Source organism: Halioxenophilus sp. WMMB6 (assembly GCF_033283405.1).
Taxonomy (GTDB): Bacteria; Pseudomonadota; Gammaproteobacteria; order Pseudomonadales; family Cellvibrionaceae; genus Halioxenophilus.
Genome location: NZ_JAWMQR010000009.1, coordinates 147,750 through 172,143 on the forward strand (window position 1 = coordinate 147,750; position 24,394 = coordinate 172,143).

Annotated in this window: 19 protein-coding genes and 1 other RNA gene; 7 read left to right on the forward strand and 13 right to left on the reverse strand. The window is 57.4% G+C overall.

The features are described from left to right. Positions 1–149 precede the first annotated feature (149 nt). From SBL51_RS18945 to SBL51_RS18955, 3 genes are all read right to left on the reverse strand, one after another. On the reverse strand, positions 150–794 hold the full coding sequence (locus SBL51_RS18945) for a hypothetical protein (protein ID WP_317932692.1): 645 nt from the start codon (positions 792–794) through the stop codon (positions 150–152). 319 nt (positions 795–1,113) lie between these two features. Then, a complete protein-coding gene (locus tag SBL51_RS18950) occupies positions 1,114–2,067 on the reverse strand; it encodes an AEC family transporter (protein ID WP_317932693.1) in 954 nt (317 codons plus the stop codon). An 89-nt stretch (positions 2,068–2,156) separates the two neighbouring features. Continuing rightward, entirely contained in the window at positions 2,157–2,990 is an 834-nt protein-coding gene (locus SBL51_RS18955) for a 6-carboxytetrahydropterin synthase (RefSeq protein ID WP_317932694.1), read from the reverse strand. Positions 2,991–3,261: 271 nt separating this feature from the next. Between SBL51_RS18955 and ffs the strand changes: the two genes are divergently transcribed. Further along, positions 3,262–3,358: signal recognition particle sRNA small type (ffs, locus tag SBL51_RS18960), an RNA gene on the forward strand. 235 nt (positions 3,359–3,593) lie between these two features. On the opposite strand, the gene SBL51_RS18965 is transcribed toward ffs, so the two are convergent. Next, entirely contained in the window at positions 3,594–4,889 is a 1,296-nt protein-coding gene (locus SBL51_RS18965) for a MinD/ParA family protein (protein WP_317932695.1), read from the reverse strand. Positions 4,890–5,093: 204 nt separating this feature from the next. Between SBL51_RS18965 and SBL51_RS18970 the strand changes: the two genes are divergently transcribed. From SBL51_RS18970 to SBL51_RS18980, 3 genes are all read left to right on the forward strand, one after another. Next, positions 5,094–7,157, forward strand: coding sequence for an HDOD domain-containing protein (locus SBL51_RS18970; protein WP_317932696.1), 2,064 nt, complete (start codon positions 5,094–5,096; stop codon positions 7,155–7,157). A gap of 289 nt (positions 7,158–7,446) precedes the next feature. Further along, complete coding sequence (locus SBL51_RS18975) at positions 7,447–9,639, forward strand: EAL domain-containing protein (RefSeq protein WP_317932697.1); 2,193 nt, start codon at positions 7,447–7,449, stop codon at positions 9,637–9,639. Positions 9,640–9,874: 235 nt separating this feature from the next. Beyond that, positions 9,875–10,726: a helix-hairpin-helix domain-containing protein gene (locus SBL51_RS18980; protein ID WP_317932698.1), complete on the forward strand. Its 852-nt coding sequence runs from the start codon at positions 9,875–9,877 to the stop codon at positions 10,724–10,726. A 95-nt stretch (positions 10,727–10,821) separates the two neighbouring features. On the opposite strand, the gene SBL51_RS18985 is transcribed toward SBL51_RS18980, so the two are convergent. Then, positions 10,822–11,976, reverse strand: coding sequence for an acyl-CoA dehydrogenase family protein (locus SBL51_RS18985; RefSeq protein WP_317932700.1), 1,155 nt, complete (start codon positions 11,974–11,976; stop codon positions 10,822–10,824). 473 nt (positions 11,977–12,449) lie between these two features. On the opposite strand from SBL51_RS18985, the gene SBL51_RS18990 reads away from it, so the two are divergent. Both SBL51_RS18990 and SBL51_RS18995 read left to right on the forward strand, forming a co-directional pair. Next, on the forward strand, positions 12,450–13,325 hold the full coding sequence (locus SBL51_RS18990) for a hypothetical protein (RefSeq protein ID WP_317932701.1): 876 nt from the start codon (positions 12,450–12,452) through the stop codon (positions 13,323–13,325). Beyond that, positions 13,322–13,963, forward strand: coding sequence for a hypothetical protein (locus SBL51_RS18995; RefSeq protein ID WP_317932702.1), 642 nt, complete (start codon positions 13,322–13,324; stop codon positions 13,961–13,963). The genes SBL51_RS18990 and SBL51_RS18995 overlap by 4 nt, the downstream gene beginning before the upstream one ends. 106 nt (positions 13,964–14,069) lie before the next feature. On the opposite strand, the gene SBL51_RS19000 is transcribed toward SBL51_RS18995, so the two are convergent. The 8 genes from SBL51_RS19000 to SBL51_RS19035 form a co-directional block, all read right to left on the reverse strand. Then, positions 14,070–14,741 carry an OmpA family protein gene (locus SBL51_RS19000; protein ID WP_317932703.1) on the reverse strand — a complete coding sequence of 224 codons (672 nt, stop codon included), beginning with the start codon at positions 14,739–14,741 and terminating at the stop codon, positions 14,070–14,072. 66 nt (positions 14,742–14,807) lie between these two features. After that, positions 14,808–16,778: a serine/threonine protein kinase gene (locus tag SBL51_RS19005; protein ID WP_317932704.1), complete on the reverse strand. Its 1,971-nt coding sequence runs from the start codon at positions 16,776–16,778 to the stop codon at positions 14,808–14,810. Positions 16,779–16,906: 128 nt separating this feature from the next. Next, a complete protein-coding gene (locus SBL51_RS19010; RefSeq protein WP_317932705.1) occupies positions 16,907–17,626 on the reverse strand; it encodes a vWA domain-containing protein in 720 nt (239 codons plus the stop codon). A 33-nt stretch (positions 17,627–17,659) separates the two neighbouring features. Next, on the reverse strand, positions 17,660–19,159 hold the full coding sequence (locus tag SBL51_RS19015) for an FHA domain-containing protein (RefSeq protein WP_317932706.1): 1,500 nt from the start codon (positions 19,157–19,159) through the stop codon (positions 17,660–17,662). A 128-nt stretch (positions 19,160–19,287) separates the two neighbouring features. Beyond that, on the reverse strand, positions 19,288–20,118 hold the full coding sequence (locus tag SBL51_RS19020) for a PP2C family protein-serine/threonine phosphatase (protein WP_317932707.1): 831 nt from the start codon (positions 20,116–20,118) through the stop codon (positions 19,288–19,290). A gap of 15 nt (positions 20,119–20,133) precedes the next feature. Beyond that, positions 20,134–20,883: an FHA domain-containing protein gene (locus SBL51_RS19025; RefSeq protein WP_317932708.1), complete on the reverse strand. Its 750-nt coding sequence runs from the start codon at positions 20,881–20,883 to the stop codon at positions 20,134–20,136. A gap of 18 nt (positions 20,884–20,901) precedes the next feature. After that, positions 20,902–21,711, reverse strand: coding sequence for a MotA/TolQ/ExbB proton channel family protein (locus tag SBL51_RS19030; RefSeq protein ID WP_317932709.1), 810 nt, complete (start codon positions 21,709–21,711; stop codon positions 20,902–20,904). 46 nt (positions 21,712–21,757) lie between these two features. Beyond that, positions 21,758–22,120 (reverse strand): FHA domain-containing protein, encoded by a 363-nt coding sequence (locus SBL51_RS19035; RefSeq protein WP_317932710.1) that lies wholly within the window; start codon positions 22,118–22,120, stop codon positions 21,758–21,760. Between the two features lie 398 nt (positions 22,121–22,518). Between SBL51_RS19035 and SBL51_RS19040 the strand changes: the two genes are divergently transcribed. Beyond that, positions 22,519–24,378, forward strand: a complete 1,860-nt coding sequence (locus SBL51_RS19040; RefSeq protein ID WP_317932711.1) for a protein phosphatase 2C domain-containing protein — start codon at positions 22,519–22,521, stop codon at positions 24,376–24,378. The last annotated feature ends 16 nt before the right edge of the window (positions 24,379–24,394 follow it).

A 24,394-nucleotide genomic window follows, 5' to 3' on the forward strand; every position in this document is an offset into this window, starting at 1 on the left:
AGAACGCTCGCAGGTGGGTACCGGCGAGCCAAAGACCCTAGAGGAAGGTGTTTGAATAATTAATTTATAGGTTTAACGACTCTTACTGAGTCTGTTGTTATCGGTTTTGCGGCAAGTTCGTGAGTGTCTAGACCCTCACACACTCACGGTCAAAAGAACTGCGACAAAATTTTAGCCATATCATTGCTTGGCTGATCATCGGTTACCAGGCTATTGGCGAAGGCTGGTGGTTGTCCGGAAGGCGGCGCCGGTGGCAGGTCATTCTCCGACATCCAGGCTACCAGCTCGCTAACCTCCATCCCGCGCGCTTGGGCCATGGTCACGACACTCTCAGGAGCCGAGGCTGCCAGGCTCGCTTCGTCATAGCTACCGCTTTCAACACTGGACAATACCTGCTCATGAAATCCTCTCACGGCCTCCATGTCTGCCGGACTCATGGGTGGCGGCGGGGGCGGTGGTGAGTTGCTCATGTCTGCCAATTGATTGACCAGGTCACTCATTTCAATGCCCAGTTCCGAGGCCAGTGTTTGCAGAAACTCGGGGGCCTCCTCAGCTAAAGCCTCCGCATCAACGGCCCCCGATTCACTCGCTTGCTGAATCGACCGCAGGTAGTCCGCAAGTTCTGTTTGCTGATCTTCGGTCAATCCAGACAACGCCTGTGCGGCGCTGCTGAGCGAGACAGTCTCTTCGGATTGTGGCGGCGGCGGGGGTGAACCTTGAAATTGCACATTTTGGTTGCTGTTGATGCTGTTAAACGACAACTGATAGTTGCTTTGTGCACTGCTTACATTCATAAATTCCTCCTCTTGGGTTTTTGATGTAGCGGTGTCACTTTTGCAAACGCTAATCCACTATTTTGGGCAAATGTGCAAACAATGTGGAGAATTGCCCCAGTCATGATTGGCAGGCAGATGCGTGCTTTGGGAAGGTGTGTTGGGGCGCTCACAGGGCAAGGCGGAAACGTTAAATTCAAGGGGTTATTGGCGATAGGACAGCTTTTTTTAACTCCAATCGCCCACACAATTCGGTTGCTGGTAATGCTGCGCCCGAGCAGGGGTAAATTATTACCGTATGGCTCAACAATAAATGTCAGCGGCGGAAAAAGGTTGCCGCCTAGCTTAACTGGAAGGCGCGCAGCAGGGCGGCGCCTAAACTGGTGGTAATCAGTGAGAGCAGGGTGGTCATCACAATGGCATTGGCCGCCAGGGTGGCGTTGCCGCCCATGGCCCGGGCCATCACATAACTCACCGAGGCCGACGGTGCTGAACTCATCAGAAAGATGGTGCCCAACTCCATTCCTTGAAAACCGAAAGCGACCGCAGCCAGGGTAATCAGCAGTGGCGCCACCAACAGCTTACCGATGGTGGTAATCAACGTATTTTTCATATCGCCCATAGCCTTGAAGCTCAGGCTGGCACCGGCGCAGAGCAGCGCCAGGGGCAGTGTCATCTGGGCAAAGTAGTTACCGGTTTTAATGGCCAGCGGCGGTATGGGCAGGCGCATGGCGCTGACCAGCAGGGCGGCGGCAATGGCTATGATCAGCGGGTTTTTGGCCACCCCCCAGAGCACGCTCTTGCTGATCTCTGCCACCGAGCCAGAGGCCGAGAGCCAGCGGGTGAGGGTGATCACCGACAGCACGTTGTAGGCGATGGTGACAATGGCCAGGTAGACCGCTGCGGTGGAGTAGACCGCCTCGCCGTAGGCGTTAACACAATAGGCCAGGCCGATAATACCCATGTTGGAACGGAAGGAGCCCTGAATCACCACGCCGCGGTCGGCGGCGGGCGTTACCAGTTTGGGAATGATCAGCTCCAGCAACAGGTAGATCACCAGGGTGGCGGCGACACCAAAACCCACCAGGCCAAGGCTCTCGCGCACGTGTACATCGGCCGTAACAATATTGAGGAATAACAGCGCCGGCAGGGTGACGTTAAACACCAGCTTGGTGGCACTGGCGACAAAGGCATCATTAATGACCTGCAGGCGCATCAGTAGCGTGCCGATAAACAGCACAATAAAGATCGGCGCGGTAATCGAAAGGGCAAAGCGGAAAACTTCTAAAGTCATTAACGGCGGTAACTCTCAGCTGGACTGGTGGCCTTTGGAAAGCCAGGTAATTCTTGAATCGTGGTGGCTAAACACAGGGGCCAACGAAGCTAAGCGCAGGCGATGGCCCCCTTGCCAATCCCCTCAAACGCTTTAACGCGCACTGCCGCTGTGGGCTGCTGCGCCTTGATCTCTTGGCAGAGGTGCTGGGCCAGGTTCTCGACGGTGGTATCGCACTCCAACAGGTAGCAGAGGCCTTTCGGCAGCCTGATCTGAAACCGGCCCTGGGCCGACTCATAACCAAAAGTGTATTCACTGGCGCCCTCATCGATCAGGTCATCGCGGGTGGCCAGGTAGACATCGGCCCAGCGCTGGCTCCAGTCGGCCTCCTGTTCGGCGGAACGCTCGCCATCGAGCCAGATGGCTATGGCGGAGCGGTGACCGTGGGCGATGCGCTGGCAGTTGCCAGTGTGCTTTTTCAGGCCGTGGCTGTAGTGGTAGTAGCTGCCGGCTATGGCCTCGACACTGAACTCCAGGTCGACTCGGGCAATGGCACCGGGCAGTTGGCCGCGCAGTTGGGCAACCACCCAGGTGGCGCAGGCTTGTGGGGTGATGGCTGCGGCTGGAATCAGCGCGACCGCCTGCGCCGGCACTCGTAGCTTGATGGTGCCGCGCAGGCTCCGCCAGCTCAGTTCGATCTCCTCGCCGAAGTCATTTAACTGTAATTCTGGCGCTAAGGTTGGCACCAGCAAGCGGTGGTCCAGTTGGCTATCCAGCCATCGGCGATAGAGCGCTTTTATCTGGCCAAAGTCGCAGATCATACCGGCCTCGTCCAGGTCGCCCTCCAGGCCGAAGTTGGCCAGCCAGGTCTCGCCCACCAGCCCCCGGGCCGGGTCGAGATAGCTGAAGTCGACATTGGTTAACTGATCTACAAATAGGTACATGATGATTTACGCAAGTGGCAGGCTATCGGCCGATAGCAAGGGGGTAGTGGTTAAAAATTTGCCAGTTCAAAAAAGGGGCGCATCCTAACACAGGTTGACAGGCCTCCGCACAGCCACTTTGGTAGATGGCCCTGGTGAATTGGTAGTCGATAAAACTATTGCTGAAAAAACAGGCACTTGCAGTTAGGCGCCGGGAATTTGGTGGTGCCGGTGAAGGGCTTGCAATGGCCGGGCAAACCCACCATAATGCGCCGCTCGTTATGGTGACCCTTTTCGGTCCCCTCGCAACGATCAGCTGCGAACCCCGCCAGGCCCGGAAGGGAGCAACGGTAGTGGTGACATCGTGTGCCGGGGTGTGGCTGGATTGGGTCGCCACCCTATCTCCCCTCTGTAGTTGTTCTTTGCCTGCACTTTCCCGTTCATCGCGTACCACAGCGACTGCCGCTTAATTTTTCCTCTATCGCGCTGGTGCTATTGCGTGGCTGCGCAATCTTCCGGTCAAGTGATATTAGTTTTGGCTAATACTGCTGGTGGTTGTTACTGCGTTGGTTAATTCTTTGGTTTTAAATTTGGCGGGGATGGGTAGCCCGGGTGAGAAGGGGGTTAGAAGGCGGCCAGAAACTCGGTGAGTGAGTCGCTATCGGGCAGCGCGACAATCTGCGCCAGCAGTGCATTTTGGTTACCAAATCGCCGCTCGTCGTAGTAACTGCTATGCCACTGGGGGAGGCGGTTGGTCGCTTTGGTTTTCGCGGCCGGCACGGCGGGTGCTGGCTCGATGGTGATCAGATCGGGGCTCTCTGCTGAACTGGATATGGGCGGGCTGGACGAGGGTGGAGTGGGAGTGAGCTTAATGGCGGCGGGCGGAGTGGGTGCTGGCGGCAGGTCGGGCTCGGGTTCGCCGAACTTGTCATTGAATTGGTGCTGGATCTGTTGCCGCTCTTCGGGGGAGAGGTCGTCCGCCGATATTCGTTCCAACAGCTGAGAGAGCAGGGGGTAGGAGAGCTCCCTGGGGATAAGTGGCAGCTCCTCCCGTTCGTCGGTGTCGTGGTTGGCCCTGGCCACCAGTTTGGGACGCCCGCTCGGCAGGGGTAGGGGCGACACCTTCTTACTGCTGGCAGGTGAGGCCTGCGCGGCGATCAAAGCCTCCGCCAGCCGCATAAAACTCTTACAGGAGGGATCCTGGGTCGGCAGGGTGGCAACCGGTTTGCTACTCAACGCCGATGCACGGATGCTCTCGTCCATCCAGACGCTGCCCAGGTAGTTGCAGGTGAGGCCGAGCTCCGCCGAGACCTCCTCCTGAAAGCGGGAGAATATCTGGTTGGAGCGCTCGCCGGGTGCCACCTTGTTAACGATTACCTCAACCCGCCGGTTGATGCCCAATTTTTGCAGTGCCTGCAGCTGTTGCGCGGCCTCCCGCTGGGTGGCTAACTCCGGGGTGATGACGGCAATCAGCGTTTGGATTTTGGGCATGCGCCTGACTGCCACCGAGGGCACATCCAGTATCAGCCAGTTGCTATCCGCCGCTATGGCTTGCCAGAACTTCTTAATTTTATTTAATTGGGTATCGAAAGCGACCGCGTGCAGCCGGTGCAGCTCGGGCTCGGCTGCCAGCAGGCGGATATTTTCCGGGCCGGGGATGAGAACATCGTCAACCGGAAGCTCGTTGGCCAGCGCCTGCCAGAAGGTGTGGCGCACTTCTTGGCCGGTCATGGCGATGGCGCCATGGCCGTTAAACTCGCCGTCGACCAGAGTGACCTCTTCCCCCAGGCGCCCCAATGCGACGGCCAAATTGAGGGCAATAGTCGACTTGCCAACGTTTACGCGACCGCCGGTAATGGCAACCACGTGCTGGCTGTGTGCTTCGGAATTTAGGCTGCTCCTTGGCGTGTGTCGATCCATGAGGTCACTTGTGAGTTATTGCCGACGTAACTTTTGAGCACTACTATACAATTCAATGAAGAAATTTGTGCCAAGCTTTGCAAAATTAACATTTTTCTTAGCTTTATGAACTATCTTTCTATACTAGAGCTACTGCTTTATATACATTCCTGATTATAAATTGGTAGAATGGCGCGTAAATACACATTTGTATGAGGTATAGGAATGCCGGGCTTCGGGAGAGCCGTCCAGGAGGAGATCTCAGCCGCAAACTTGCCCTCCATGCCACACATATTGGCGGAGTTGCTGCGGCTCTGTCAGGACCCAGCCGCTGACTTTCAACACATGGCCCGCATGGTTGAACGCGATCCAGTACTGTCTTCTCAACTTATTTCCGCCGCCAATTCCGCCCATTTTTCCCGACACGGTCACGTCAATTCCATCGAGCGCGCTCTGCTGCTGATGGGCACCGACGCACTTAAGACCATTGCCATTACCGCCTCTGTGCAGCAACTGGCGCGCTACTTTAGCAATGTCGAAGCCAGTTTCCTGAAGAGCTTTTGGCGCCGATCTCTGTACGGTGCGCTGATTGCCAAATCCCTGGCACTGATGACCAGCTATAGTGCCCCCGATGAAGCCTACCTGTTGGGATTGGTGCACAACCTGGGTGAGTTGGTGTTGTTGGTTAATTATCCGGAGCAGTACCCCCACCTGCTGGTGGATCCAAAATCCAATCCAGAGCCGATGGAGCAGGCACAATTTCACACAACTCACAGTGAATTGAGTGCCTATATGGTGAATGAGTGGGGGCTCGGCAGTCTGGCCGCCGACGCGGTGCTCTACCACCATGCGGCCCTGGAAGAGGTGTGCGATTCGCATCACCTGACCAAGATTATCTGCCTGGCAACACAACTGGCGGCGGAGCCGATCAGTGAGCTGCACCCGATCGACCCGGTGTGCGCTGAAGCCTCGGAGCGGTTGTTTGGTATGAATGCCGCCCTAACCGCGCAAATTGCCGCCAAGGTAACCAAAGAGGTGGTGAAAATCGCCGGTTCTTTGGGCATCGATCTGCAAACCGGTAATCACACCGACCTGCAGCGGGTGAACTCAACTCTCGGCCAGCGTCTGCAGCGGCAGATGCTGACTCCGGACGGCAACGCCCTGGCGGAGATCACCCTGGATACCGAAGAGCAGAGCGCCGAGACCCTGTCGCGCACCATCAATCTGCTGTTTGGTTATCGCAACAGTCTGTTTTTGCCCTATCTGCCGGAGCGTAACTGTCTCAATTTTCTGGTGGAGGGGGATAGCGCCGGGGCCATTGAGGTGGCGCTCACCACCAGCGACAGCCTGGTGGCCAAGGCGGCTCGCAATCGCGCCATTGTCTGCTCGGCGGATATGGCCAACGACGGTGATACGCTCAAGATTTTAGATCGCCAGCTGATGCGACTGTGCGACGCCAGCTCCCTGGTCTGCCTGCCCGTGGTTGAGGATGATGTGCTTTTAGGCGTCATTGCAATGGGCGATACCCGCGGTACGCCGCCGGATGAGATCAAGCGTTCCATGCTGACTGATTTCGCTCATCAGGTCGCCTCCGCGCAGAAACATACCCTCCTCAATGTCGAGGCGGCGAGTGAGCAGGTGGATCATTTGAAAGCCCAGGTGCGGGCCATTGTGCATGAAGTGAATAATCCGCTGGCGATTGTCCGGAATTATCTGGATGCACTCTCGGCCGGCGGAGATATGCCCCAGGACTCACCCCAATTTCAGGTGTTGAAAGAGGAGGTGGATCGGGCGGCACAGATTCTACTGCGCTTGCAGGATCTGGAGGCACAGTCAGATTCCAGCTCGGAGATGGGGCTGCTCAATCAGGAAATTCGTTCTTTAGTGGCGGTTTTACAGGGCTCCATTTGTAAAACCAATGGTACTGAATGTGTATTGCAATTGAGTCCCAAACTGGAGAAGGTTAAGGTGCCACGTAATCAATTGCGCCAAATCGTCTCCAATCTGGTGAAAAACTCCGTTGAGGCGATGACCTATGGTGGCAAGGTGATGATCGCCACCACCTATGCCGGGCCGGCACTGGAGCTGATTATCGCCGACAACGGCCCGGGGCTGCCGAGCGAGGTTTCCCGCTCGCTGTTTCGGCCGGGCATTACCACCAAAGGCAAAGGTCACTCCGGCCTGGGGCTCTCCATTACCCGCAGCCTGGTGGACGAATTAAAGGGCACCATTACCTGCCAATCAGGTAAAGCGGGGACCAAGTATCGTATTACCTTACCGGCGGAGTAAGCGGTAAGGGGTTGTATCGGCTCAACCACTATGGGAGTTGAGCGTATGATTTACCCAACATAAATCAGGCATTTTTACTTTTGGGGTGTAGTACTGAGGCGCCAAATTTTTTGGGGGTTAACTGGCCCTGGGAAGAGACAAGCGCTGTTCATGGACGTGATTGCTCTTTGATCATGAAATCAGCTGCGGATTGGCTGATATTCCTAAGAGGTAAAGCGATGGTGAAAATGACACCGACTCTATTGTGTGTGGCCGTTTTCGCCCCTGGAGTGAAGTAATTGGGATGACTATGGGGAACGAGCCAAATTACGCTTTTCAAGCGACCGCCGGCGCGGCGATCTTAGCCGTCGACGATGAGCCAAGAATGCTCGATAGTTTGGTGGCAGGCCTGCGTGCCCGCCAGTTAAATATTGACTCAGCGCTCGGTGGTGAACGCGCCTGTGAGAAGTTGCTAAAAAATCAATACGACCTGATTCTACTCGACCTCAATATGCCCGATAAAAATGGCTTTGAGGTGATGGATTTTGTCCGCTCCCACAATATTCAAAGCCCGGTGATCGTCGTTAGTGGTGAATCCTCCTTTGAGTCAATCACCAACGCCTTCAAGTTTGGCGCGACGGATTACCTGAAAAAACCCTATTCCATGGACGAGCTGCTGCTCACCGTGGAAAATGCCATCAAAAAAAGCCGGCTGGAGCGGGAGTACAACCTGGTTCAAGAACGCCTGCAGCACTCGGAGAGCCTGCACCGCTATATCGTCAACAGCTCGCCGGATGTGATCTTCATGCTCGATCGCAAAGGGCGCTTTACCTTTCTTAACGATAAGATCAGCTACCTGCTCGGCTACGACAAAAACGATTTCCTCGACCGCTCCTGCCTGCCGTTGATCGAAAAGCACTCGCGCAGTCGCGCCGCTTATCAGTACCGAAAAATCGTCAGCGGCGAGATGCAAAGCGCCAGTTTTGAGCTGTGCATTAACCGCAAGGGGCGCACTCTGTTCCCGCGCTATTTTGAGGTGAACCTCTACCGCGTTGATAACAACCAGTTAACCCAGGACTTCTTCGGTGCCAGTGACACGAGCGTGGTCTACGGCACCGCGCGCGATATCACCGAACAGAAAGAGGCCGAGGAGTTTATTAGCTTTCAGGCCTACCACGATACGCTCACCCGGCTGCCCAATCGCACCCTCTTTAAAGATCGGTTGAGTCTGGCCATCAACCAGGCGGCGCGCAGCAAGCAGAAGCTGGCGGTGATGTTCCTGGATCTCGACCGTTTCAAGAATGTGAACGATTCACTCGGTCACTCGGTGGGCGATGTGCTGCTGGAGAAGGTGGCCCGTCGCCTGGAGTTGGTGCTGCGTGCTGGTGATACGCTGTCGCGCTTTGGCGGTGACGAGTTCACCCTGCTGCTGCCGGCCCTGGCCTCTGAGAACGACGCCCGGACTATTGCCGAAAAGGTAATCGAGACCATCAAGCAGCCGTTTCATATAGGCGGCAAAGAGATGTTTTTGGGGGTCAGTATCGGCATTGCCATCTACCCGGATTGCGGCGAAGACATCGAACAGCTGATCAAAAATGCCGACCAGGCTATGTACCACGTGAAGGGGGCTGGCAAAGATGGCTACTGCTACTACACCCCCTCTATCAGTGATGCCCTGGCGGAGCAGCTGCACCTGGAGCAGGACCTGCGCGTGGCGGTGGCCCAGAAGCAGTTTGTAGTGCACTACCAGCCACAAATTGACCTGCGCAACGGCAAGATTGTCGGTGTCGAGGCGTTAGTGCGCTGGTTACACCCACAGCGGGGGCTAACCAGTCCCGCGGAGTTTATCAATTTTGCCGAGAAGAGCCGGATCATCTGCGACATCGATCGTCAGGTACTGCGCGCCGCTTGCATAGAGGTGAAGCGCTGGATGGAGGTGGCCAAGTGCGACATTCGTCTGGCGGTTAATTTCTCTCCTATTCAAATGCACGAACCGAGGGTGATCACCAGCCTGCTGGAAGTGCTGGCCGAAACACAATTCCCGAAACACCTGTTTGAGCTGGAGTTGACCGAAAACACCATGATGAGTGACTTAGACCGCGTTGCCAGCAACATCTCCATGTTGGTGGATGCCGGGGTCTCCGTGGCCATTGACGATTTCGGCACCGGTTACTCTTCGCTTAACTATCTCAATAAACTCCCCATCCGCACCCTCAAGATCGACCGCTCCTTTATTCAGCAAATTCCCTACAGCGAAGGCAATGCCGCCAGTGTGGTGAAGGCGATTACCGCCATGGCCAAGGGGCTGGATCTCACCATTGTCGCCGAGGGCATTGAGACCAGAGAGCAGCTCAACTATGTGCGTAAGCTCGGTTGTGATGTGGCACAGGGCTACTTCTGTGGCCGCCCTGTGCCCGGTGAGGAGATTTTGAAACTGCTTGCGCCAAAGCGGGAAGAAGCGGTGGTCACTCGTCTACCTAACAGCGGCGCCTCTGCCGGCTAGGTACCTCTTAAAAGGCGTGCCGCAGTAACAGCCAGACCACCCAGAACTCGGCTCAGATTTCCCCAGCTCCCTCCCTCTGCCCAACAATAGCCACACTTAAAACCTGTCTCTTAACCGATTAATTACTCGGATGTCGGGGGGTGTCATTTAAATCACTAATACTCGACATGTTTCTTGGGTAGAATCCGCGCCCGCAAGGCTTCCATCCATAAAAACAACCCAATAGAGGTGGTTTGTGAACAATACTTTGAGTTACCCAGATTCCAATACCGGCCGCGAGCTGCAGCTTAACGGCAACAGCAGTTACCAACTGGCCGATCAACAAGTGCAAATCCATGTCGACGAAATCGCCAACAATCGTCAGTTGGGCAACCTGAGTGGCACCCTTGCCCTCGAGTTGTGGGCGTTGCCAGAGCCTTACCGAGGTACCGGTTTTAGCGGCCAGGCCTTGGCTGCTGCGCAATTGAACCCCGTCGCCGGCCAATACTGCCTGCGCGACAGCAGTTTCCAGCTCGATTTCCAGGCGCCCAGCCCAGGCAGCTGGTGGCTCTGTCTGATGCTGCGCGAGTGGGAAGCCGGCCAATTTATTACCCGCGACTACATCAATTTTGCCAACCCCTATGTGGTTGCTGCCGGCAAGAGCAGCGAGCGTGCCGTGCGCAGTAACTTCGATAACGTGATTGAGGTGGCCTTCCGCGAGCCGGAAACTGGTGACGCCAGCAAGACCGAGCTGGCTTCTAAGCCCGCTACTCAAGTACTTGAAAGCAAAGCAGCTACCACCAGGGAGCCTGAAGCTAAAGTAGCTCAAGCCAAAGCACCTGCCAGTAAAGTGCCTGAACTCAAAGGGCCTGCAACCAAACCCGCGGCTCGGGCAAAAAGTGTTAAGTATGAAGCCGCGGCGGCCGTTGGTGCGGTATCGGTTAACCGTGCCAGTTGCGATCAGCTGCACGCGGTTAAAGGGATCAACAAGAAGCTGGCGCAGGCAATTGTCGACGGCCGCCCTTATAAGGCATTGGACGATCTGCTGGCCGTAAAAGGCATGGGTAAAAAGACGTTGAAGCAGATCGAAAATCTGATTTCGCTCTGATAAGCGCGCCAATCTATGCAGTAACGAAAAACTGGAGGCAATGCCTCCAGTTTTTGTTTCGCTGCCGAGTTCGGCAAAGTGGCGTTAGCCGGCGGCTACTTTAAGATGTTGCGCGAGATAATCATGCGCTGAACTTCGCTGGTGCCCTCGTAAATGGAGGTGATGCGAACGTCGCGCGCCATGCGCTCCAATGGGTACTCCTTGATGTAACCATTGCCGCCCAGCAGCTGCAGGCCGGTGTAGCAGGCGCGGTTGGCGGTTTCACTGGCGAACAGTTTGGCCATGGAGGCGGCCTGGGCAAAGTTGCCACCGGCCTCTTTGATTGAGGCGGCCTGCATGAGCAGCAGGCGGGCGGCTTCCAGCTCGGTCCAGCCGTCGGCCAACATCCACTGCAGGCCCTGGAAGTTGGCCAGCGGCTGGCCAAACTGCTCGCGCTCTTTAATGTAGTCGCGGGCGTACTCCAGGGCGGCTTGGCCAATACCCAGCGCCAACGAGCCAATACCAATGCGGCCACCGGCCAACTCGCCCAGGGCCACCTGGTAACCGCGATTGAGCTCACCCATTAAGGCCGACTCCGGAATGCGGCAGTCATCGAAGAATACCTGGTTGGTTTTGGAGCCTTTCTGTCCCATTTTGTGTTCGGCGGGGCCGATGGTAACGCCAGTGGTTTCGCGCTCCACCAGGAAGCAGGAGATACCCTTGCCGCGTGGTGCGCTGGCGTCGGTGACTGCCCACACCACAAACACGCCGGCGAACTCGGCGCTGGTGATGAACACCTTGCTGCCGTTCAACACCCACTCGTTGCCATCCTTAACGGCGCGGGTTTTCATCGCCGAGGGGTCGGAACCGGCGTTGGATTCGGTCAGGCAGAAGCCGGCGGCCTGGTACTCACCGGAGCAGATCAGCGGCAGGTACTTCTCTTTCTGTTCGGTGTTGGCCACCGCTTGAATCACCTCTGCCACCATGTTGGTGACCGATACGGTAACAGCGGTGGAGGCACAGGCGCGCGCGATTTCAGTGATGGCCAGGCTGAAGGCGGTGCTGCCGACACCAGAGCCGCCGAATTCGGGATCGACATTGAGCCCCATGAAACCAAGCTCGGCCAGGCCTTTTAAATTGTTGAAGAAAGCCTCTTCAGAGCCCGCTTCGCCGGCATCCAACTTAGCGGCGTTGGGGGCCAGTTCCCGCTCGGCGAAATCCCGGGCGGTATCTTGGATTAGGCGTTGCTCTTCGGATAATTCAAAATTCATAGGGTCTCCTCAAGGTGCTTCTTGTTACCCGCGATCCAGGTTTTTTACGTGGTGTGGTGTAGTTAGTATTTCATTAGCCGGTTTTTGTCTGTCTGTTTTGCTTGGCTTTTACCACTGCTGCCGGTGCCATAACGGCCTGCCGGCCCCGAACCGACTGTTGTTAAAAATCTGTTTAATAGCCCGCTTTACGGGTAAATCGGGGCGCAAGTGGCCGGCTATCTTACCATCAACTTTATGCCGGTCTTAAATAGTTTTACCCGGTCAACCGGGTAGGCCTCTGCCATCGAACATGGCCAAGGGCGGAGCCTTGTGTATACTTATTTGCGCCGAAGGCACCTTATTGGCTGGCTGAAGGACGAGGTTTGGGCAAGTTGTTCGTTTGCCCGCAATGCGATGGCAACGACTAACCGCTGGGATTGCTCCGGCCTGGCAGAGCCCGGGCCGTACGACAAATTGTCTATTAGAGGACTTGAATGCAGATCGATTGGCCAGCGCTGGTTTTTAATCCGCAATGGATGAAACAGCTTGATGTTCTGGCCGCCAAGCGCTTTCACCACACCGGCGATGCCGAGGCGGCCACCACTTTTGTTATTGAAAAACTGAGCGAAGAGAACTGGCAGCGCCTGGCTACCTTCAGTGGTTCCTCTCGCCCGGAAACCTATCTCTACACCATCGTTAACAATCTGCTGGAAGAGTATTCGCGCAAACTCTACGGTCGCCCCCGACCGCCTCAGTGGTTAAAGCGGGAAGGGGATCTGTGGGTGCGTATCTGGAAAATGCTCTGCTTGGAGCGGCAACCGGTGATGGCGGTGATCGACAGCGTCTGTTCCCGGCATCGTCGTGAACCGGAGTTTGCCCAGGCCATCATTAAAACCATTCGCGGCAAGGTGCCCGACTGCGGCCTGAAAAGCCAGTCGCTCACCATCAACCATACCGACTCCGGTGCCGAGGAACATTTCGACGACTATATTTTGAGCGACACCCGCACCCTGGAGCAGTCCCTGGATGTGGCCGAGTTTGAACAGCGCATGCAGCTGTTTGCCGAGGTGTTAGAAAATTTAAATAGTCCCTCTAACACTGCGATGAACGCCCCCACAGCCGATTCCCGCTCGTCGACCCTGTTACAGGTGGTTGGCCAGCTCGATCTCAGCGAAGAGGAGCTGTTGATCATCAGGATGGTTTACCAAGAGGGACTCAAACTCAATGTTGTCGCCAAGGCGCTGAATATGCCGTCGTATCAACCCGGCCGTTTACTGAAACGGGTATTTGCCCAATTTATTGATGCACTGGGGAGTGCCGGAGTGCCAGTGGCTGACCTGCAACGGCAGCTGCAGGAGGTGGAAATTTGAACTCACTGCCCGAGATTGCCAAAAAGATACTGCTTGCCCGCCAGGGCCACAGTGCGGTTGCCGACCCACAACCGACCCTGGAGGAGCTGGCCCTGTTGCTGGATGATAAGCTCAGTTTTCAGCGCAAGCAGGCGGTCTACGCCTGGTTGAACCGCAGCCCCGAGCTGTTTGCTCAGTGGATTCGGCTGGTGGAGGCGCAAGAGGAGGTCAGCCAGCTGGCCGCTGCCAAGCCGCCGCTGGGCCTGTTGGCGCGCCTGTCCGTCTGGTGGCAACAGCTGCCGGTGAAGGCGGCCACTGGGGTGGCCGTGTGTGGCTTGGCGGCGATACTGGTTTGGCAGTTGAACCCCACCGAGCAATTCAGTGCGCTGCCGGCGTCGGAGCCGGCCCAGGCATTTACCCAGCCAGCTGGCGAATCCGCCTCGCCCTGGCTGACCCTGGCTGAGGAGGTAAACAGCCAGTGCCAACAGCCGGGGGGGCTCAGCCCGGCACGCTTGGCGCTCTATCAGGCCTCGCTGCGCCGGCTGGTGGCCGACACTGAACCCGAGTCGCTGCCCGGGCCGGTACAGGCTCTACCCGAGGGGCAGCTCAGCGCGCCGGCTCTCTGTCTATTGGCCCAGCAGCTGCTCGCCTCCTCCTAAGCGGTTGCTGTTGGGTTTGCACCAAGGCCCCCGGCCTTAATGCAGGCTGGGGGCTTAAGCCCCCGGTTTTCAATACGGTTTAAAGCCAGCGGTGTAGCCAGCTGGGCTAGCCCTGTTCGCCGCCTTCCACCTTTAACTCCACTCGCCGTTGCGCCGCGTTGTTGGCCACCTCCAGCGGCAGTGGTTTGGTCTCACCGAACCCGCGCGCCAGCATGCGATCACTGGCGATGCCCTGGTCGACGAAATAGTCCCGGACACTGGCGGCACGCTGTTCGGATAACTTCTGGTTGTAGTCATCCGCCCCCACCGGGTCGGTGTGACCATCGATAATAATCAGGGTGTCGTTGGACTCCTTCAGCACCGCCGCCACCTGGGAGAGGGTGCGCTGGGAGGTGGTGTTGAGGGTGGCTGAGCCGCTGGCAAAGTTGAGCGCCTGCTCGGAGATATTCACGCAGTAGGCCTCGTTGCCACTGTTTTCCGCCTCGCAGGGGGCGGCGTCGACATTGGCGATCTGCTTCATTTTGTTGGCCTGGTTTTTCAGATAGGCGTAGGTGATCAGACCGGCGACCCCGGCCACCGCCAGGCACTTGCCGGACTCACCACCGGCCTGTTTGCAGGCCAGGTAGCTACCGAAGCCGACAATGGCACCACCGCCGCCGGAGCCAACCGTCTCGTTCACTGACTTGGTGAACTCCTCCATGGTTTTACAACTGGTTAAGCCGAAAGTCATTACACCGGCAGCGACGGTGGCGATGATTTTTTTGCTGCGTGCGTTCATGTGCAGTCTCCTGCGAGGCTCGGATATTTTTTAAGTTAAAACGGTTATCGGTTAAAACTGCTATCTCTAAAACTGCAGGGGATAGACATGGGGTGGCTGATCCACTGAGTAGAAACAGGCTTTGCCCCGGGTTGTGCGTCCACCGGCACTGGCGCTGTAGTCGAACAGGCCAAAGTTGTAGCGGACTTTATAGCAGTTACTGGTTTTACAAAATGTGTGGTACTGGTCGTTAAAGGTGACCGGCAGCAGCTCTAGCGGGAAGCGGCCCACCTTAAACTTCACGCTATCGGCGCTCAGCCCGGCGGGCAGTTCAAAGTAGGCCTCGCCAGTACCGGTGCTGGTGGCCGTCGCTTGGCAATTTTTCCAGGCCAAGCTGCCGCCGGCTTTTTGCAAGGTGACGCTCAGGCGCTGATCACGCTTGCTCAAGTTGGCGTTGAGTGTGGCGGTTTCATAACCGGGGGCGGAGATCTTCAGCCGGTAGTCGCCGGCCGGCAGTGTCATGCCCGGCCGGTAGGGGGCACTGACTCCGGCGATTTTCACCTCGGCCGTGGCGGGCTCGAGGGTCAGCCAGAGCTTGTGGCTGGCCTGCTCAGGTTGCAGCTGCACGCTGATGGTCTGATCGCTGCGGCTGAGATCGATGGTAACGGTTTGAGTCTGGTAGCCGGCTCGGCTCACCTGCAGGTGGTAGGTGCCGGCCGGCAGTTCAATACCCGGTACATAACGGCTGCTGGTGTTGGTGAAGGCCACCTGGGCATCAAAGGGTGAGGCCTTAACCCAGAGCCGATAGCTGGCTGCTGGTAGTGTTTGTGCCGGTGGGTTAGCGCTTGTGGTGGTCTCTGCGGTAGAGCCTGTGCTTGAAGCAGGCGGTTCGTGGCCAGTGTCAGGCGCCGGTTCGTTAGGGGTATCCGCAGGCCCAGCGCTTGACGTTTGGGCTGTGGTGGGTGGCTGTGCGTCGTTCGCGACTTCAGGATTCTGGCCGGTCATCACAACTATGGCGACAATCAACAACAGGGCGATACCCAGCAACAGGCCAAGTACTGGTAGCGCCCGATTGGCGCTGGTCGGTGGTGATGGGGGCTCGACCTCGGAGGCAGTTGTGCCGGTTTGGCTGGTTTGCTTGGCGGGCTTGGCGGATTCATTTAGAGCCGCGATCAACGCTTCGGCACTCTGCCAACGATCCTCTTCGTTGATGCACAGGCAACCGGCCACCGCCTCCAGAAAGGCATCGGAGTAGGCTTCGGTGTCGGTGGCCAGAGCCGTTAGCATTGGGTCAGGCTGGCCGCGCATGATGGCGTTCACCCTAATATTGACATCAGGTGGATTGGCGCTCTTGATAATACGCCAGATCACGCCGCCGATGGCGTGCAGGTCGGTCCAGGGGCCGAGCAGTCCTTCGTTGTGCACCTGTTCGAAGGCGGCGTAGCCAATGGTGTAGGGGGCGTTGGATTTGCTGTGTTGGCTGAAGTCCTGTTTGGCAGCACCGAAGTCGATCAATACCGGGGCACCGGTGTCGTGGCGAATAAAAATATTGCCGGGTTTAATATCGCGGTGCAGTACCTGCTTACGATGGATGGTGGCCAGACCGTCGAGCAGGGGCAGCATAATGGCCAGGATTTCGGCTTCGGAGAAGGGCTCGTCGGCCAACTGCCGCTGTTTGAGGAGGTCGCTAAGCGGCACACCGTTTTCGAAGTCCATCACCAGGTAGGCGGTGCCGTTGGCTTCAAAAAAGTCGCGGCAGCTGACGATGTTGGGGTGGTGGTTAAAGGCCACCAGCTGCTTGGCTTCGGTCAGAAAGCGCTGCAGGCCGGCTTCATAATCGTCCTGTTCGCCGTTACTCAACGGCACCACATCGCACCCCTCACGGGTGGAGATCTCCTGCGGCAAATACTCTTTCAGCGCCACGACAATTTCGTCGAGGTGGAGGTGGCGCCCTTTATAGACAATACCGAAACCGCCGTACCCCAACACCGATTCGATTCGGTACTGCTGTAATACGGTGCCGGTTGCCAACGCCAGCCTGTGGTCCGTACTCGCCAATGTAAGCTCCTAGCCCAGGCTCACGGCTGTGACCGCCGCCTGGTGGGTGGTGATACCGGATAGCCACCGCCAAACGGGCGCCATCGTGAAATTTTTTGGTCTGCTGCTCAATGTCGTCGGGCCGCTGGTCAATCCTGCAAAATCGCCAGCAGAATACTGGCCAGCAGCGACTGGCCATCAATGGAGTTAACGAACTCCCCCTGGCCGGCCTCGGCCAGGGCGTTGAGGAATTTTTTGGCATCCTCATTGCGCACCATCACGGTTGAGATGTAGTGCTCCTCAACGGCTGAAAAATCCTTGGCGCTCTGTAGGGCGACGCTGATCTTTTCCGGGTAGGCGGGGGCATCGGTAATGGCGACGATGTAGCGCACCCGGCTCTGCTCCCGCCAGTTCATGGCCACCGCCTGGTCCAACGCCGCCGCGATCATTTCCGGGACATCCGGATTGCTGCCGCCGCCAACGCCCATGTTGGGTTCAATGGCATCGATATACTCTTTCAGGCCCGCCATCTCAGTGGTGTCGGTAATGGGGTGTTGACTGATGGGCTCGGCCCACAGACGATCGCCATAGGTGACCACGCCAATACCGACACTGGGTGCCAGCCGGTTGAGTACGTCGGCCAGGTCGGCGATCTCCCGTTTCAGCTGGCTGATCTCCTCCTCCATACTGGCCGAGACATCCAGCACAATCACCAGGTCGAGATCGGGAATGGTGACCTCGGATTTGCCGGTGTTGGGAAAGAAGGGCAGCGAGATGACCGACAAAAAGATAAAGGCACCCAGCGCTGAAGCGAACAGATCCAGCGCCGACATGCTAAAGATATTGATTTCTCGATTGGGTATTTTCATAGCGCCTGGGCTCTGCTTGCCGCGACTGAACGGCTAGTCCATAAAAAGGACTTGGCAGTTAACGGTACCAATGCGAATCTTGTCATTGGCCCGGATCGCGGTTGGGCTGAACGGCTGTAGAGGCTGCTCATTCACCGCTGTGCCGTTGAAGCTCTTCAGGTCTTCCACCATGACCGTGTTGTCCACCAGGGTGATTTTCAGGTGCTCGCGGGAGACGCCGGCGACGTTAATGACATAGTCGGCCTTCTGTGCGGAGCGGCCCAGTAGTTGGCCATCCTGGGCTTGGGCCAGGGCCTTGCCGATAATTTTTACCCGACATTCGTTACCATCTTCGTCGGTGCCGAGCAGCAGAATATCGGGGAAGGTGGCCGAGGCCTGGGCCAGTTCGGCCTGAGCGGCTTCATACTTGGCCTGCTCCATAGCCAGGCGCTGACGGTTGGCCAGCGCCTCCTGCTCGGCGGCGGCCAGGCGGGCTTTTTTACCGCGGATCAGAATAACGGCAATGAGCGCCACCACGACTACCAAAAGGCCAAGGGCGGCGGCGATATAGAGCTGCTTGCGTTGCTCATTGGCTTTCTCCTGCTCAATGCGCTGGCGCTCCTCTTCCGCCTTTAAAATAGCCTCCTCTTTTTCGGCGAGCACCTCGGCCTGGCGCTCGAGCTCGGCATTTTTGCTCTCCAAATCCTCGCTGGCGGTTTTGATCTCGTCACCGGCGGTTTGCAGATTTTCGTCCAGCTCTTTGGTGCGGGCCTCCAGCTCTTTGCGGGCTTTTTCCAGCTCGGCGCGCTGTTTTTCCAGATCCGCCTTGGCCTGTTCCACCTCTTCCAGCTCTTGCTTGGTGGCTTGGCTGCTCTGCTCGGCCAACTCCGCGCGCTCTTTATCGGAGAGGCAGGTGGCAGTGGCGATGGTGGCGGTGACGCCGTTGGCGGCCAGGAAATCGGAGACGGTTTGCAGCTCGCTGACCACGCTTAAGTTGTCATCGGTGGGCTGCAGGCGGGAGCTCATCAGCGCTTTTGGGTTTTGGCTGACGCCGGCCAGTTCGCCACAGTTATTAAGCAGTGGAGCGCCGAATTCGTTGTCCAATACCTGCTGGGTGTGGCGTACGCGCGGCAGTGGATTTTTAGAGTCGGCCACCAGCAGGGTGTGCACTGTGCCTTCGCGGCGGTTGTCGTTACTTAGTTGCAGGTAGACCTTACGGCCGACAATCAACCCCGCTTTGGCCAAGGTGAAGGGTTCACCGGTGAGCCCTTTGGCGCTGATCAGGGCGAGGTCGGCCTCTTTATCTTTGGCGATCACCTCAGCAATAATTTTGGCGCCGGTGGTTTCGTCGTAAACCATTACCTGATCGCCCTGTTCGATCAATAGGTCGTTGATTAACAGCGTCTCTTTGGCAACCAGGGCGGCAACGCCACTCTGTTGTTGCAGACCTTTTCTGAAGATTTCGACCTTGGCGACAGTCGCAGCTTGCAGCTGGCCAAAGGCGGTCCCACAGAGTACGAGAGCCGCAATCCATCGCGCAAAAAAGGTGTTCATTACAGAGTTCTCCAAAGACTTTTCTCAGTCGATTTTTAATTCATTTAAAACGCCCGCTGACCAGGCCCTGGGTGCGGGCGGCAGCCATTGCTAAGCGGGCGGGTTCCTGGTTGGCTTGGACCACCGGCCTAACGGGATTTGGGTTGTGCGGTGATCACTTCGCCCGACGCTGGCTGGGCGGTACTCGGCTCCTGGTCACTGTTCAATACCCGCAGGGCGATCATAGAGGCGTTGTCCTGGGACGGCCGGCCGATACTTTCAATACTGTCGAGCAGGGTGGAGATAAACGCTTCCGAGCTGTAATCGGCGCTGCTGCTCTGTTCGGCAATGGTGCGAATTTGCGGCTCACTGCAGGTCTCGACACCATCGCTGGCTATCACCAGCCAATCGCCGGGGTAGAGCTCCATGGCCGTGGCTGGGGCATCACACAGCTCAATGGTCTCGCCGAGAATGGCCTCCAACAGTTGCGAGCGCTCCGGTGCCCGCGCCGCCTGTTCGGCGGTCATTTCGCCGGCGGCGACCCGTTCGGCCAGCTTCACCGCCATGGAGTGATCTTCGTTCAGACGCGCAATATTGCCTTGGCGAATCAGCCACATGGGGCTGTCGCCGACACTCAGCCATTGGATGGCGGTGCCATCGAAGGCCACCGCCACCAGGGTGGTGCCCATGCCGGCCAGTTCCGGCTGCGCGGCAACCGCCTCGGCCACGGCCAGATTGGCGGCGTTCATGGCGGCGATCAGGCGGCTGCGGATATCGGCGGCGCTGCTGTTTTCGGTGAAGTGCTGTTTGAATCTATCCACCACCAACTTGCTGGCGATATCGCCCCCCACCTGGCCACCCATACCATCAGCCAGCAGCAGCAGCCGAAAGCCATTGGGCCAACTGAGTATGGCGGCGGTGTCCTGCTGGCTTTTGCGGGCGCCCTGCATCTGCCCCCAGGCCAGGTCAATGTCCAACATAGAGTGGCTCCGCCATTAATCCCAGGTGAAATCGTCGCCACACAGCGGCACAAAACGCAGGGTGGTGTCGCCCAGGGCGATATGGCTGAAGGCTTCCAGCTTCTGAGCCCCCATTACGGGTATATCGTTGATGTAGGCCATGTTGGTGCCGGTACCCTGTTGCACGTAGAACTGCTTGCCGCGCGGATCGAAGGTGATCATCAGGTGGTTGTTGCGCGAGATGTTGCCATCGCCAAAATCGAGGCTGACGCGCTCATTGGGGCTGCGGCCAACGCTGTTGTGGCCATAGCCAAGCTTGACGTAGTGCCCCTTGCCGGGACCGTCGATAATTACCAGCCAGCCGGAGATGGGGTCGGCCATGGCATCGGTTTCCACCGGTGCCGCGGCTGCTGCCACAGCATCTGGGGCGGTGGCTGCGGGTTTGGCTTTATTGCGGTAGATCATGGTTTTGGGCTCATCCAGGTCGTCGGCGGCGGGCGCGTTTTCGACACCGGCGCTGGCGGTACTGGCCGCGCCGCCGGCTTTTTTCGGCGCCTGGGTAGGCGGTTCATCGGGGAAGAGACTGCCGCCAGGCACCTGCATGGTGAGGCCGCTGTCGTCTGCGGCGGTGCGCGGACGGGTGGCTTGCTCACCACCAAAGCTGCCGCTCTGGTCTTCGAAATCCATCAGCGAGCCACCCGGCTTGTTGCGCGCCGGTGACTGGTCGCGGTTGATTTTGGTTGGCTCCTCGTAGGGGACGCCGTCTGGGCCTCGTTTAATCGACATAGCAGTACACCTCCGGAGTTACTTCTCTTCGTATAAGCGGTTAACAAGATTATCAATGCAGTATTGGCCGGCACCGTTGAGTGCCATCTCTTCGCGGCCCTGATCAATGTGCAGCAGAAAAACCAGGATGGCCGACATAATCAGGGCCACCAGGGTGGTGTTGAAAGCGATACCCAGCTTGGTGGTTAAACCACCCAGCCAGACGCGGATGGCGTCGCTGTTGGAGACGTCGGGCATGGATGAGGCGTCCGACAGCGCCAGGGCAATACCGATTACAGTACCAATAAAACCGAGCGTGGGAATTAACCAGACCAGGTAGCGCAGCATGTTGTACTTGAGGTCTATCTCGTGCTGCATCAATTCCATACTGGAGTTGAGCAGGGAGTTGGCCTGGTCGATGGAGCGGCTGCTTTGGAACTGCAAAATGACCCGCTGCGCCAAACGCTGCACAAAGAAGTGCCGGGACTGTTTGCGCTCGATAATGGTTTGAAAAATCGGCACCAGATCTTTGGCGCGCAGCATGGTGTCGTCGCCTTCCGGCAAAATATTAAAGCGCAGCTGCTGGGCTTCGCGGCTGGCCCGCGCGTAACGCACCCAGAGCTCGCCCAGGCCGATAAAAAACATCACCCACATGACGTTTTGAATGGTGAATGGGTAGAGGCCGTTACTGCGATCGAACAGTACATCGGGAATTCGGATTTCGCCGGTGGCGGCGCTGGACGCAGGCGTTAAAAACGAGCAGATGCCAATAAACACCAGCGCCACCAACAGTGCTCCGAGGGCTGTAATTACCCGTGTTTTTTGTTCATCCAATTCAAGAGGGTTCATTCAGTTTCCTTAGTCAGGTTCTGTAACTGACAAATAGCGTGCGCGACTATTTTTCGACTTCACCGGTAATGGCATTGCGGCGGGGTTTTACCGAGACCGGATCAAAGTGGTTGTTGGGGGAGGGGGGAGTGCGCTTTTTTGAGCGCTCCAGACAGAGGGCGTCGAGTGTTGCCACCGGCACCTTCTGTTTACCAAAGGCGAGTGTTTCGCTGTGTTTAATATAGCCTTGTTGCAGTTTCTGCCACTGCTCATCGCGCCAGACATAGGTGCCCCAGGTGGAGCCGCAATCAATCAGGTAGAGTCGCCCGCTCTGGCTGCGGGTAATTTCGGCGTGGGTACGGGAGACAGATTCGTGGTCGATGACGTAATCTGCTGAGCCGGAGCGACCGGCGGTGATGGTCGTAAACAAGCGTAAACCCCTTTATTTCCTTTCCATGTGCTGCGTGCGCTCTGTTGCCCGAGTATTGGATAGTAGTGCGGAGAGCCAAAACGGCGTTCACCACAATGTTCATCCTTCTCAAGAGCTAAAGTATAGACAATGCTCAGCTTGGATGGACAAAGAAAAGAATATAACAGCGTCAGCCACTGTCCAGGCGAACGGCCGGCGATAATTACCAGCGGCGTAGCGACACTGCTGGTCAATTTGCGAACAGTCGTGAAAATTTCTGTCGCAATTAGTGGGCTGTCCCTCCAATCAGCGACTAACCTCTATCTAATTCGCTTTAGATAATATAGGCGCCGATTGGATGTTTGGCGCCGGGCAATATAGGCTTTCTGCATTACAACGACATGAGGGGCAGCTCACGCATGGCAATTCATTTTTCTTCGATCGGCTTTAGTCATATCGGCCAACGCGATGAAAACCAAGATCGCTTCCAGGTATTTTCCGCAGCGGAAAATGAGGAGTGGCTGGTGGTTGTGGCGGACGGTATGGGCGGCCACAAGGGGGGCAGCATTGCCGCCCAGGCGGTGATCGAAGCGGCCCAGCAGTGTTGGCAGGCGCGTCAAAACCAGACAGAGAATGAAGCTTTTCTACACCATTTAGTGCACTCGGCGCAGGCGACGGTCAATGTTGCCGGCAATGCCGTCGGCCTGCAGCCGCGCTCGACCATGGCTGCGTTGCTGGTGCGTGATGGCCAGGCGGTATCGATTCATGTGGGAGACTGCCGGGTGATTCAGCTGCGCGGTAACAGTTATATCAAACGCACCACCGACCACTCCATCGCCCAACTGCATGTGTTACAGGGCCGAATCACTGAAGATGAGATGGCCACCCATAAAGATCAGAACAAGCTGACCACCAGTGTCGGCGGCGACGATGAGCCGGAGCCGGAGATCGAGCACTGGGATTTAAGTGGCATCAACACCTTTATTGTCTGCTCCGATGGCTTTTGGGAGCTCTACACCAAGCAGCAACTGACCGAGCTGCAGTCCACCATCAAGAGCCAAGCGAGCCTCGAAAAGCTGGTGACTGAACGCATCGCCCGAGAAGAGCGGCACGATAACACCACGGTGGTGGTGGCACGCATTGCCGGCCCAGGCGCGGTGGCTGAGAGCAGCAGTCGCAAGCCGGCGCTGATGCTGCTGTTGGTGGGTGTGCTGCTGTTATTGGCGGTGCTTGGCTTCTGGTTCTTCTCCGCCCCGGCCGACAAAACCCGGTCGTCTATGCCAACAGAGGCGGAGGCGCTCCCCTCCGAACCTTCACTGCCGGCAGAAAAACGCAGTAACCAGGCGCCGTCGCCTTTGGAAGCCAGTGCGCCAGCGTCAACCGGTAGCAGTGGCGGCGGCTCAAGTGAAGGTGGCGGTGCCTCAGGGCTGCCCAAGCCACCCCCCTCCGGTGAGAAGAGCAGCACCGCCAAAACCGAGGGGCCAGACGCCACTACCGTGGAGGCTGGTCAGCCGACTCTGCCCGAGTCGGAAACGGTGCCAATGGAATCTGAAACTGTTGAGCCCGCAGAGCCTGCACAATTACCGGAAGCGTTACCAGAAGTGCAACCGGAAGAGCCTGCGCCCCATGAACCCAAAAGCAAAGCCTCGCAGAACCATCCACTGATGATGGGCTTCGCCGTGGTGGCACCGAAAGAGGAGCCGGCCTCCGAGGACTCCGGTGAAACCAGCGGCACCAGCAGCGGTGGTCAGCCCGGGCCGATCACCACCGAACGCCGCAAGGTGGATGTGCCAGTGGCCGATGAGTCGGAGGTGCCGGGTAAAGCCGCCGATATTCTGCGCGACTCCGGTGCCATCGGCCCGGATGACTCCGTCGCCAACAGCGGTGCTAATCCACCGGCGCTGGGGTCGGCGAAAGTGATTCGCATGCAGCAGACCCACAAGGAGATTCCGGTGTTTGGCGCAGAGGTTCTGGCGATTGTGAAACAGGGCAGAATGATTCGCCTGTCTGGCAAAACCGTGGCCGATATCGAGTTAGATACCGAGCCCAAGCTCTCCTTCGAAGAGGCACTTACAACAGCGGCTGCTAAACTGAACAAGACCATCACCAGCGAAGAGCAAGGCACGTTGATCATCTTTAAAGACCCTTATGGCTACGAATTGGCCTGGCGTGGATTGGTAAGCATCGACGGCGAGGAGTCGGAAACCATCTTCAGCGCCACTGACGCCACGCTGCTCTTTACCGAACCCGTCATTCACCACCGCGGTGGCGGCTTTTAAAAGAGCTCATCAGGCA